10 protein-coding genes are annotated in these 12947 nt (G+C 28.1%); 6 read left to right on the top strand and 4 right to left on the bottom strand.

Features of this window, described 5'->3' with window-relative positions; genetic code table 4:
* Positions 1 to 159: 159 nt before the first annotated feature.
* The 3 genes from AC0B4K_RS00960 (at position 160) to AC0B4K_RS00950 (ending at position 4368) form a co-directional block, all read left to right on the top strand.
* Positions 160 to 2190, top strand: a complete 2031-nt coding sequence (locus AC0B4K_RS00960) for a S8 family serine peptidase (protein ID WP_465103434.1) — start codon at positions 160 to 162, stop codon at positions 2188 to 2190.
* Positions 2180 to 3019: a hypothetical protein gene (locus AC0B4K_RS00955; RefSeq protein WP_465103433.1), complete on the top strand. Its 840-nt coding sequence runs from the start codon at positions 2180 to 2182 to the stop codon at positions 3017 to 3019. Before AC0B4K_RS00960 ends, AC0B4K_RS00955 begins: the two co-directional genes overlap by 11 nt.
* Before the next feature lie 359 nt (positions 3020 to 3378).
* Positions 3379 to 4368: a ribose-phosphate pyrophosphokinase gene (locus AC0B4K_RS00950; RefSeq protein WP_465103432.1), complete on the top strand. Its 990-nt coding sequence runs from the start codon at positions 3379 to 3381 to the stop codon at positions 4366 to 4368.
* Between the two features lie 39 nt (positions 4369 to 4407).
* On the opposite strand, the gene AC0B4K_RS00945 is transcribed toward AC0B4K_RS00950, so the two are convergent.
* Positions 4408 to 6336, bottom strand: a complete 1929-nt coding sequence (locus AC0B4K_RS00945) for a DNA gyrase/topoisomerase IV subunit B (protein WP_465103431.1) — start codon at positions 6334 to 6336, stop codon at positions 4408 to 4410.
* Between the two features lie 225 nt (positions 6337 to 6561).
* On the opposite strand from AC0B4K_RS00945, the gene AC0B4K_RS00940 reads away from it, so the two are divergent.
* The 3 genes from AC0B4K_RS00940 to pyk all read left to right on the top strand — a co-directional run bounded on the left by AC0B4K_RS00940 (position 6562) and on the right by pyk (position 9489).
* On the top strand, positions 6562 to 7155 hold the full coding sequence (locus AC0B4K_RS00940; protein WP_465103430.1) for a hypothetical protein: 594 nt from the start codon (positions 6562 to 6564) through the stop codon (positions 7153 to 7155).
* A complete protein-coding gene (locus AC0B4K_RS00935) occupies positions 7089 to 7730 on the top strand; it encodes an IS30 family transposase (protein WP_465103429.1) in 642 nt (213 codons plus the stop codon). The genes AC0B4K_RS00940 and AC0B4K_RS00935 overlap by 67 nt, the downstream gene beginning before the upstream one ends.
* Before the next feature lie 325 nt (positions 7731 to 8055).
* Positions 8056 to 9489 carry a pyruvate kinase gene (gene pyk / locus AC0B4K_RS00930; protein WP_465103428.1) on the top strand — a complete coding sequence of 478 codons (1434 nt, stop codon included), beginning with the start codon at positions 8056 to 8058 and terminating at the stop codon, positions 9487 to 9489.
* Positions 9490 to 9786: 297 nt separating this feature from the next.
* Here the strand turns inward: pyk and AC0B4K_RS00925 are convergent, their stop codons facing one another.
* From AC0B4K_RS00925 to AC0B4K_RS00915, 3 genes are all read right to left on the bottom strand, one after another.
* Positions 9787 to 10641, bottom strand: coding sequence for a hypothetical protein (locus AC0B4K_RS00925; protein WP_465103427.1), 855 nt, complete (start codon positions 10639 to 10641; stop codon positions 9787 to 9789).
* Positions 10634 to 11917, bottom strand: a complete 1284-nt coding sequence (locus AC0B4K_RS00920) for a S8 family serine peptidase (protein ID WP_465103426.1) — start codon at positions 11915 to 11917, stop codon at positions 10634 to 10636. Before AC0B4K_RS00920 ends, AC0B4K_RS00925 begins: the two co-directional genes overlap by 8 nt.
* A gap of 111 nt (positions 11918 to 12028) precedes the next feature.
* Entirely contained in the window at positions 12029 to 12703 is a 675-nt protein-coding gene (locus AC0B4K_RS00915) for a hypothetical protein (protein ID WP_465103425.1), read from the bottom strand.
* Positions 12704 to 12947 lie beyond the last annotated feature (244 nt).

The raw sequence follows: 12947 nt of genomic DNA, 5'->3' as shown, positions 1-12947 counted from the left end.
TAAATGATAAATTATAAAGTAAGATATATATATATATATATATATATATCTTTTATTGAATATAATAATATAAAATGTATTATATAATTATAATGTGGTCATTAAAAAAGATATACCACATTATAACTCAAATAAATATTAGAAAGGAAAAACATACTTATGTTAAAAAGCATTAAAAAAAGGCTACTAATTCCTTTGGGAATAGTAGCAACAATTGGTACAGTATTAGTACCCTATTCAAAAACAATTAACCAAAAAACAAATAATAATTATTGATATAGTAATTTAACTAACGATAAATTCCAAGTTAGGGAACAATCAATCGTTAAAGATTTATCAGATAATGGGGAAATAATTAATGTTCCCGTTGATAATAATTATCAATTAAAATTATTATTGAACCCAGGGTTTGAATCTGATAACATTGATTTTATTCAACAATTTAATAATGATTTTATTAATAAAGTTAAAAATAATAAATTAAAATTTATTTCTGGTAATCCAAGTAGAATAATGCCAATTATTTACTTCTACTTTGAAAAAGAAAGCGACAGAGAAAATTTTACCACAAAAATCAAAGATTGAAAAGAAATTTTTCAAATAATTATTTATAAGAATGAAAATATAAAAGAATGGAATTGAGGTAATAGTTCAGGGTTTGAATATTATCGCAAAACATATTCAAATTTAAACAATGCCCCCACAAAAAGTATAAATAATTTCAAACAATCAGTGGAGGAAAATCTATCAATACTAAAAGGAGACGCAGGGCTCGCAGAAAATAAAACTACTAAAATTGGTATTTTAGAAGCAGGAAATGAAAAATTTGATTATAAATACTCTGAATTTTTCAAACGTGGCTTAAAAGTAAACGAAGAATTCGTTATTGAATCTCAGTCACCACTTGAAAAACATGGTGTTTTTGTATCAATGATTGCAGGTAGTCAATTTGGTGTTGATAGAACTGCTACAATTTATTTATCAAAATTTACAAATGGCACACAATGGCAAGATGCAATAGAGAAAATGGTTTTAGACGATGGTGTTAAAATTATAAATCATAGCTATGGGCCACAACTTTATTATATAGATAGTAAAACAGGTCAAAAATATATAAACCCACAATACTTTGAAGGTTATAACGAAAATTCTTACTTTTTAGATTATATATCTCGTAAATACGGTGTAATAAATGTTATTTCTTCGGGAAATGATGGTTATAATCCAATACACCAAATTACTCAGAGTAAATTATCATTTAATTCGATTGTTGTTGGTGCATTGAGCGAAAAAGCTAACAGCAAAAATATTAAAAAAAATGAAACATCATATTATACAAACTATAACTTAGCACCTGAATATGCAACCTTAGCTAAACCTCTAGTAGTCGCACCTGGTACATTTTACAATATGTTTTATGAATCATGAATGAAAAGAGAATATGAGTTTGATGAAGGAACAAGTTATGCAGCTCCTTTAATTATTGGGCTTGTTTCTAATTTCTTAAAAAGAAATCCAACTATTTATGCGAGTGAATTTAGGGTTCCAATTATTAAAACTATTTTATCAGCATCAGCAGTTAGTCCTAAATTTTCAAATTTAACATATAAAACCAGTGGGTTTGAACAAAAATATGGTGCAGGAACACCTGATGCAATAAAAATGTTAGAAGCTGCAAATAATTATAAAACTGCAAAAGTAAATCCAACTTTAAATACTGGCAAAGATATTATTACAAGTAATGAATTATGGCTAAGAAATGGTCAGAGCATTAAAATTTCAAGTTCATGATTATTTAATGCAGGTATTTTAAAAAATAATGAACCAAGATCAAATTGGTGAGGATCATTTTTAAATTTCTTTTCTAATTCGAGAAAAGCTCATGAAGAAGCAAAATGAAAAAAGACGCATAATGATGAATTATGATTAAAAGATAAAGAAACATTTGAACGACAAGGTGGTAATTGATTTTCTGATTATAACTTAATTCTCGAGAGAAAAGATTTAAGAGGAAATTGAATAACAGTTAAAGGAGTGTACACAAAAACAAGCAACGATGAACTAATTGAATATAATGTTTTTAACTCCGGAATTTATAGATATAGAATTAATAAGGTTTCTTCAAGTACATTTGGAAATTCCGTTGACGATATAATTGCTGTAACACATGTGGTACGAAATGAAAAATAAAGTAAAAATATTATTATTTAGTGCAATACTTATGCCTATCGTAACTTTTTCTTGTTCAACTACAAATGTTCCCACTAAAGATCCTAAATCAGATAAAGAAACTTCTAGAAGTATAAAAAATGATTCGGTAACATACAAAGAAAATTTAAACATTGAAATAGATGTTGTAAAAATTCATTATGATCTAGAAAATAAACTGAATTCAATTTCAAAAATAAGTGAATTATACGTTCCGGTTTCTCAAGAGGTTTATACAAAAATTAATCAACAAAATCAAGTTAAGCATGGATATTTTTGAAAATACAAGTTTTTTGATCATGTAACAGATCCTCTTTATAGTGAAATAAATGAAAGTAAGGTTATCAAAATATCTACTAAACAGGAATTTGATAATATCATAATTAAAAGATATCAAGAGCTAAATTCAGCAGATGATTATAAACCTAAAGTATATGATATTATAAACCAATTTGAAAAAGAGTTCTTAAATTACCAAAATATTTATCAACTAATAGAAAATAATGATCTTTATATCTTACAATCTAATAAACAAGGATCATTTCATAATCTTGTCATTCCTTTTATAACTGATGATTCTCTTGAATTAAATGTTTTCTATGATTATAATACTCGAATTGGTGATGATAGAATTGTTAAAGACCAAAAGTGAAAAGTATTAAGTTTACCTAAAAAGCAAAAATTTAAACTTAATACTTATTTTGCTGATAATAAATTTAATCTCTATTACCCACTTGAAAAATCAAAAGAATATTACAATAAATTAAGCAAGTGATACAAAGAAGAATTTAAGAAATATTACAAAGATTAATTTTCAAAATAGAATTGTTATTAAGTTAAATCTGGAAAATTTCCGAATAATAAAACAAAATTAATATTTTTTAAGCATAAGATAGATATTCAAACAAACCGGAATATCCATAACAAAAGTAAAATATTAAAGATTTCTACTTAAAGAACTTAGAAAAAAATACAGGAACAAAATTCTAGTAAGGCATTTTAGCCAATACTATTAAACTATAATTTTTAAAACTTTTTCGAAGTAATGCTAATACTTAAAGCATTTACATACTTATCTATCAACTTTTATCATATCTACAAAACAGAGCAAGGATTTATTAATTTTTCACTAGCAAATAAATAATAATTAAATATAATATAAACATAATTATGCATAAAGAAAATATAGTTTTATTCGGAATGAAAAATTCCGAAAATTTAGCATGTGAAATTTCACAACTTTTAGATATACCAATGTCAAAAATTGAGCGAACTGTTTATGCTGACGGAGAAGTAATGCTTGTATCTGAACATACCGTGCGAGACAAAGATGTCTTTTTGATTGCCAGCACTTCTCGCCCCGTTAATGATAATATTATGGAACTGTTATTATTTGTTGATTCATTAAAACGTGGTAGTGCTAAGTCTATTAATGTTATTTTAAGTTATTACGGATATGCACGCCAAGACCGTAAAGCAAGTGGACGCCAATCAATTGGTGCTAAGTTAGTTGCAGATTTATTGCAAAAAGCAGGAGTAAGTAAAGTAACTTGTGTTGATTTACACAATCCTTCAATTCAAGGTTTCTTTGATATTCCAGTTGACGAATTAAAAGGCCAATATCCAATTGCTTATGCTCTAAAGCAAACTGGAGAAAAATTTACCGTTGTATCACCAGATCATGGTGGGACAGTTCGTGCAAGAACCCTTGCTGAATTAATTGCAGATACTGTGCAAATTTGCATTATAGATAAACGCCGCACTGAAGTTAACAAAACAGAAGTTATGGGTATTTTAGGCAATATTGAAAACCAAAATGCTGTAATTATTGATGATATTATCGATACCGGCGGTACCATTTTAAAAGCCGTTGAAACTTTAAAGCAAAAAGGTGCTAAAAAAATCATTGTAGCTGCTTCACATGGTATTTTTACAAGAGGTTTTGAAATCTTTGAAAATCATCCTGATGTTGACCAAGTTATAGTTACAAATAGTATTGACAATAGTGCATGGTCTCCAAAATTTAAAAAACTAAAAGTTATTTCACTTGGTCCATTTTTAGCAAGAGTAATAAATGCAACTCTTACAAAAAACAGTATTTCATCAGTTTATAAAGATTTTCGTAAGGAAATTTCAATTTGCACAAAGGAATCCTGTTAATATAAAATATATTCAAGTTTTAAACTTGAATATATTTTTTTATACCTTCGCGAATTTTTCTAAATAATCATCGTAGTCATCAAATATGATATTGCTATCTATTCAATCCTTGCGTTTAGCTGAATCATTCCCCATAAGTGTGCTAATACGCCTTTCTGCTAAATATGCATCATTAATTGTAGCACGTATTAATGTACGAGACTTAGGATCCATGGTAGTTTCCCATAGCTGATCTGCATTCATTTCTCCAAGACCTTTATAGCGTTGAATTTCAAAATTTGAACCTTTTGATTCAAAAGTATCCCTAAGTTCTTGCTCGTCTCAAAGATATTGACTTTTTTTATTTGTTTTATTAGTTATTTTATACAGGGGCGGGATTGCTATATATACATAACCATTTTCAATTAATGGTTTCATATAGCGGTAAAAAAATGTTAACAATAAACATTGAATATGGGCCCCATCAGTATCGGCATCTGTCATAATTATAATTTTGCCATACTCTGATTTAGTTAAGTCAAAGTTCTTGCCAATCCCAGCACCTACTGCATTGATAATTGTTACAATTTCTTCATTTTTTAAAAGTTCTAATAGGGAAATTTTCTCAGCATTAATTACTTTACCTCTTAATGGTAAAATAGCTTGAAAATTACGATCTCGCCCACTTTTTGCTGAGCCGCCAGCTGAATCTCCTTCAACTAAAAATAACTCACGCTCGTGTGCTTTTTTCGAACTAGCGGGGGTTAATTTATCACTAATAATTTTCTTACCTGATAAAGTTTTTTTAGAAGTCCTAATTTCTTCACGCTTCTTTTTAGTTTCTAATCTTACATCATATGCTTTACGAATTTTTTCTATAATTATTTTAGCAAGTGGTTTGTTTTTACTAAGTCATGATTCTAAGAAACTAGAAGCAACTTCATCAACACATGCTTTAGCCTCTGGTGTTCCTAATTTATCTTTAGTTTGACTAACGAATTCAAGCATATTTTCGGGTATTTTTACCGATATTATGCAAGTAAAACCTTCCATAATATCGGTAATATCAAACATATTATTTCCTTTTAAATATCCATCTTTATGGGCATATTCATTAATAATTTTATTAAAAGCAGATTTAATGCCTAAAACATGTGTTCCGCCATCTTTAGTTTTAACATTATTCACAAAACTAAGTATTAAACCATCATTATATGAATCATTTCATTGAAATGAAAAATGAACCTCTATATCTCGATTTATTTCCTTATAAGAAACAGGAGGATTTAATGGACTTCGGGTATTATTTAAAAATTCAAGGAATTTAACTAATCCATTGTTATATCTAAACTTTTGTTCTAAATTATTAATTTCATCATAAAGTTCAATTTCTAACCCTGAAATTAAAAAAGCACTTTCTTGCAACCTTTCAGCAATTCTTTCAAAACTAAATTTGGCTTTTTTAAATAAATCATATTCAGGTCAAAATTCAACTATTGTCCCAGTTTCTTTTGTTTTACCAATAATTTGAGTTCTTTGAATTATTTTATCTCGGGCAAATTCAGTGTAATACAATTTACCTCCCCGGGCAATTGTCGCACTTAATTTTGTAGAAAAAGCATTAGTTACACTTGATCCAACACCATGCAATCCACCTGAGACTTTATAAGTATTAGAATCAAATTTTCCACCAGCATGTAATTCAGTAAAAACAATTTCTACCGCCGTTTTGGATTCATTTTTGGCTTTATCCACTGGGATTCCTCTTCCATTATCTGAAACATAAATTGATCCATCCCCTCGTAATTTAACAATTATTTTTGAAGCATATCCTGCTAATGCTTCATCAATAGAATTATCAACTATTTCTCAAAGCAAATGATGTAAACCATATACATCAGTTGAACCAATATACATACCTGGTCTTTTACGAACAGCATCAAGACCTTTTAATTGTTTAATATTCTCCGCAGTGTAATTATTTTCCATAGTTGTATATTATAATACAAAATAATTTTTGTTTAATTATAAAAACAATATACCATTAAAATGGTCTATTACTATATAACAAAATTTTAGAAAAATATTTTAATAAAACTATTAATTAGAAATGTCACATGCAAGTTTTTTGCATGTGACATTGTTTTTGTCTGCCTTGTAATAAAATAGTTGTATTAATAATTTTTCAAAAAATAAAGGAGACCTTAAAATTATATGAAAAATTTAGAAAAATATATTTGTGTTTTTGACAAATATCGAAAAGAAAATAAATATCAACATTTTAAAATTGAAGAGAATTACAACACTATCTTGAAAATGCAAGGAGCTCTTGGGACACAACGAAAATTACGATCAGATCAAATCGATCTAGAACAACTTTATAATATTTTACAAGAACTTTCTGAAGGTTTCTCAATCCAAGAAGTAGCCAAAATTTTTAATAGAGACATTCGAAGTATAAAAAACAAAATCGAAATTATTACAAATCGCAGACAACTTAGTTTAGATAAACAAAATCGCTATGTTTGTCCTAAGTGTTCAAAAAAAGTAATGCGGGTTAAAACCCTTAATTTTACCAAGCTATACGAACATTTATTAGGTTATTCATTTTCACGACTCTTTTTTGTAAGTGATGCAATTAAAGAGAAATGAAAGGCCTACAGAAAATATTGATATAGTGAGCTTAACACATACAATAAAAATAGAAATAAAAAGAAGTTAAGAAATCAGTTACCTATCTTGTGAATTCTTTTAAAAAATTATCCCCTGATGAATTTGCTCCCTCACCTAGTACAATTTATAAAATAATCAAAAAATACCCTTATTTCCTTGATTTTGACCATATTGTTAAAAAATCTGAAGGCAAATATGGCATAAGGAAGCAAAAGAAAACCAAACCTAAAACATTAAAATATGCTACAGAAATTTCAAAACGTCCAGCTTATATTAATGATCGCTCTGAACACGGCCATTTTGAATTAGACACCGTTATTGGTAAAATCAATGATACCTATTGTATTGTGACCATGATTGAACGGCAAACCAGAATGTCTTATGCTATGCTTTCAAAACGCAACTCCAAAGCTATAAAACAAACTCTTGTCAAACTAATCAAGAAACATAACTTAGAGATTAAAACTTTAACAGTTGATAATGGTAGTGAAAATGTCTTATTGCACGAGGTAATTCCAACTGAAAGATTATTTAAATGCCAACCATATAGTTCATGACAAAAAGGTTCAATAGAAAATATGCACCGCTTAATTAGGTATTACATTCCCAAAGGAAAAAGCTTAGATAAATACTCTCAGCAAGAAATTGATTATATGATGGAAAAAATAAATAACTATCGGCAAGTTGTGCGGCAATATAAGATAACCTAAAATTTTTTTAATCACCCGCCTTTGATTGCAATCAAAAGGGGCCTTACTTTTGGCAAAAGTAAGCAAAACCGACGAGAAAACACTGCCGTGTTTTCTGTTTTCTCATACATTTTTTTATCTAAAAATTATGTTAAAATTAAAAGACAATTATTTTGTTAACATCTCGCAAGTGACTTTTCCAAAAAACAATTTTAATAAAACATAATAATTAAGTTATTAAAATTGTTTTTTTTGTTACAATTATATTAATATTAATCTAAAACATCAGTAAATCTTAGAATAGTATAAATTTTCAAAATCAAAAGAATAGGGAGTTTAATTACAAATGAAAATTACAGACAAAAGAACAAAGCTTGTGGCGACTATTGGTCCTTCAAGTGATAACTATGAAACATTGCGTTCATTAGTGGAAAATGGTGTAACCACTATTAGAGCTAACTTTAGCCATGGTTCTCACGAAGAACAATCTAATAAATTCAAGCTTGCAAAGCAAGTAAGTAAAGACTTACAAATTCCAGTATCTTTAATGTTAGATACTAAAGGTCCAGAAATTAGAATTGGAAAAATGAAAGATGGTGGCCAAGTTGTTGAAGCCGGAAATTACTTATTAATCCATACAACAGCAGATAAATACAAAAACCTAGAAGGTACTGCAACCGAAATTAGTGTTGCTTATGACATGGCTCAAGATCTTCAAATTGGTAACCAAGTGTTAATTGATGATGGTAAATTATCTACTGTTGTTACAGAGGTTGGGCAAGGTTATGTAAAAGTTAGAGCCGAAAACACACATAAATTAAAAACAAATAAACGTGTTAATTTACCTGGCGTTGATTTCTCATTACCATTTTTAGCTGAAAAAGATATTAACGATGTAAAATTTGGTATTACACAAGGAATTAACTATGTTGCAGCATCATTCGTTAACTCAGCAAAAAATGTTAATGAATTAAGAAAATTACTTGATGAAAATGGTGGACAACACGTTCAAATTATTTCAAAAATCGAATCTCACTTAGGATGTACAAATATCGATGAAATTATTGAAGCATCTGATGGTATTATGGTTGCTCGTGGTGATTTAGGGTTAGAAATTCCTTATTACGATGTTCCATACTACCAAAAGAAAATGATTCGTAAATGTCGTGAAGCTGGAAAAATGGTTATCGTAGCAACTCAAATGCTTGACTCAATGGAGAATTCACCTCACCCAACTAGAGCAGAAGTAACAGATGTTTACTACGCTGTAGAATTAGGAGCTGACTCAACTATGCTTTCAGGAGAAAGCGCTAATGGTTCATTCCCAGTTGAAGCAGTTAAAACTATGACAGCAATTTCAAGACGTGCAGAAAAAGAATTCTACTCAAGAAATTACTACGAAAGACAATTAGAAAGTGTATGACAAAATTCAGACCAAAGTGACAAACGTACTAGAATTGCATACGAAATTGCTAAAAAAGTTAAATCAGGCGAATATAAATACATTGTTGTGCTTTCAAGAACTGGGGAATTATTAAAACGTGTTGCAAAATTCCGTCCTAACACCTTAACTATAGGTATTTTAAATGACGAAAAATTATTAGGTGGTTTTGGGGCTTATTCAGGTGTTTTTGTTTCTGTTCAATCAAAAACATTATTCCCATTAATTAAAGAAAGCACATGCAAAGGTGTAGAGGCATTAAGACCATACGGCATTCAAACAGGTGATAAATACATCGTTGTTGAGAACGATAAATTTACTGAAAAAGTTGTTGCTTAATTTACAAAGTATTCGAAAGGATACTTTGTTTTTAATTCTATTAATTTCCAAATAAAAAATATAAACTATGCAATACCAAAAAACTTGCATTTTAACTTTTGCTTAAAAAGCTTATTCAGAACAATCTAGTAAACAAGAGTATAATACTGTCTTGGAACATATAAATTATTAATTTTCTAAAGAAAAACTTATGTTTAAAAATTTATACAAAAATGTGAGATAGAGAAAACATTAAATAATAAATCTAATAACAATTTTTATCAACAAAATACAATATAAAACCACTTAAGTTAAAACTTAAGAGGTTTTATTTACTGTTTTACCTTTTAAATAGTGTTTTAAAAATACATTTTTATATCAATCATGGACTTCATTCCTAAAATCACGGGATGTCGTCTCCAAATCTCTTGCAATATCTTTAAATGTAAATTTAAATCCTTTTTTAATTAAGAAAACTTCTCAAATACGGGACGGATCTGGTCGATAAACAGTTGGCACTACTAAAGCTGATGGATCCAGTTTAGGGTATGTGCCAAATGAAGTTATTATTACTTCATTATTATCATAAATTGGAATTATAAAACCACCAACCGCAGATTTATTGTTACCAGAAACTCTTTTTATAAAAATGACATTGTTTTCTAAAAGTTCATAGGCATCTTGTTTATTTAAATATAATTCTTCAAATAGTTTTTTTATCTTTAAGTCATTGTTATATTCATCAGATTGATTCAGTTCTTTAAATCTTTTGATAATGTAAGTGTCAAAATCATCTTTGCTGGTTATTCTAACATAGGTAGCTTCAAGCCATTTTTCATTTTTAATATCATCTAAATAAGGAGGAAAATTACTGAAAAATGTTATATTAAATGTGTCGATGTCTTTTTGTTTATATTGTTCTTTAATTGTTTTGTTATCTTCTTTCAATCATTCTTTAGGGGCAAAAACACCTGTTTTTGTAAGTGGTTCATATACTGGGTAAATATCTTCATACATTTCTTTAAGTTGATTTTCGTAATATTCGTCTGGCTTATCTGCTATAATAACAGGAGGTTCGTTTCTAACAGGTTGTTTATCATTGCATGAAAATAAAGTTACAGGAACTAGTAAAGTCACAAGAGTAATTAGCAATTTTCTAATTATTTTAATCATTTTTAACCACGTGAGTAGTTGCTATTAAATCATATACAGAATTGCTAAAGTCATATTTTTCATACTTTTTAATGCGATATCTATAAGTTCCTGAAGAAGGTACCTTATATTCAAGTAATTCATCATTACTTACTGCAGACTGAATCATCTTCACAACAACCCATTTACCATTTGATTCCTTTTTTTCTAAATATAGGTCATAATCAGAAAATCAATTGTTGTTTTGGCGTTTTATTGCCTCAGCTTGTGTCAAACGAATTTCAGATTTATGAGTTAGGTCTCATATTTTACCCTCGGCAATAGTTTTTTGTTTTTCTAGTTCTTGGCTTCTTTTACGTGATGGAGAAAAGAAATTTAAAAATGAATTTCACCAACTTGTATTTTCATTATACTCTGGCCTAACTTCAGATTGATTTAAAAGACCAGCACTAAACATTCAAGAACTAGATATTTTTATCGTTTGATTCTTTTTTAAATTTATTTCTTTACTTGAAAATACAAAACCACTATCATTAGTTGGATGAATTTTTAATGTTGAATAATTATTTGCAGCTTCTAACATTGTTTTAAAGTCCGGTGTTCCAGCTCCAAATTTTTGTTCATAACCACTTGACTTATAGGTTAAATTATCGTGATTTGGACTAACAGCAGATGCCGATAAAACTGCTTTTACAATTGGTATTTTATAATCGCTATTTCTAATATCTGATCTATATTTGAGTAAGTTAGAAATTAAACCAGTAACTACTGGTGAAGCATAACTTGTTCCATGCTCATATTCATTAACATTATAAACTGGATCATAAAAATATGCGGGAGCAACAACTAATGGCTTAGATATATTTTCGTACTCTTTATGCAACCTATAATTAGAATAATCCGCTACAGTGTTATATTTTAAGTTTGTTTTTATTGATCAATCAGATAATGCTCCTACAATAACAGAATTAAACGATAATTGTGGTCCTGTAATAAGGTGATCATCATCTTTCCCCTCATTACTTGCGGAAAAGACATTTATTACTCCATACTTGCGTGTTATATAGTCTAGAAAATATGCATTTTCAGAGTAACCTTCTAAATATTTGGGATGAATTTTTTCAGTACCATTTACGTCATAGCGCATTGTGTAACCATAACTATGGTTAATTAATCTTATGCCTTCTTCTTTAACCATTTTTTCAATAATTGACATTCATTGACCATCAAATTTATTAAATGTGTGTAAGTGTATTTTAGAAGTTTTATCTATACCGTGTTCGCTTCCAACTATCATCGAAACAAATGTTGAATGACTTTTGTAATAATCATCTTTTTTATCGTTAAGATCATTTATTTCAATTCCGCCTTTAAAGTGCTTTTGATAATTTTTATCAAATGGGTAAGCTTAAGCCTCAAGTACTCCTACTTTATTAACATATGAATTATCTAAATATCCTGATGCATTTGTAATATCAATGTTTTTATTGACGCTTTGCTTGTATTTTTCTAAATTTGAATCAATTCCATATCTCATATAATTGTTTGTTTTAATACTTTGGTTATAAAGATATGCAGAGGAACTGCCATAACTTTGAGAGGTATAATTTTGTGGACTAGTATTTTTGTTTTCAAAAATAATAAATTTGTAAATTTCATTCCAATCTTTAATTTTATTGACAAAGTTTTCCCTATCTGTTTCGTTTTCAAAATAAAACCATACAATAGGCATTATTGATAGTTTCTCAAATGATTTATAAATTAAATTATTTTGATTAACTTTTTTTATAAAATCGTTATTAAATTTAGTTCAAAATTCTTCATTTTCGGTTTCAAAACCTGGGTTTAACAATAGTTTTAGTTCAAAGTCATTGTTAGCAGGAATAGAAATAGCCTCGTTATTTTGGTTTAAAGCAATAGTTGTTCCTTGACCTCTAACTTCAAATTTTTCATTATTAAGATTTTCATACCAGAAATTTGTTTTTTGTTGATAAGTATATGGTGATGATATAAATATCGTAAGTGCGCCCAAAAAAGCACCAGAAGGATATAAAATAAGTTTTTTTATTCTTGATTTATTCATTTGTTCTCCTTTGTTAATTTCTAAAAATAACAATAAGCCAAAAAACCTAATTCTAAACAGTTATAAATATGTCTTTGATATCTCTTGACCTATTATAATTATAACATAATATACAATAATAAAAAAATTGCAATGTGCATTTTAGAAAAGTATAAAATGGAAAAATATAATTCTTAATATTTTTTATTCTGCTTAAAAACTATTTTTATATATTTTGTGTTTTTGAAATTTTTACTAGAATGTT

The organism is Mycoplasma sp. 11548, from assembly GCF_055523555.1.
This window is presented reverse-complemented; position numbering and strand designations above follow the sequence as displayed.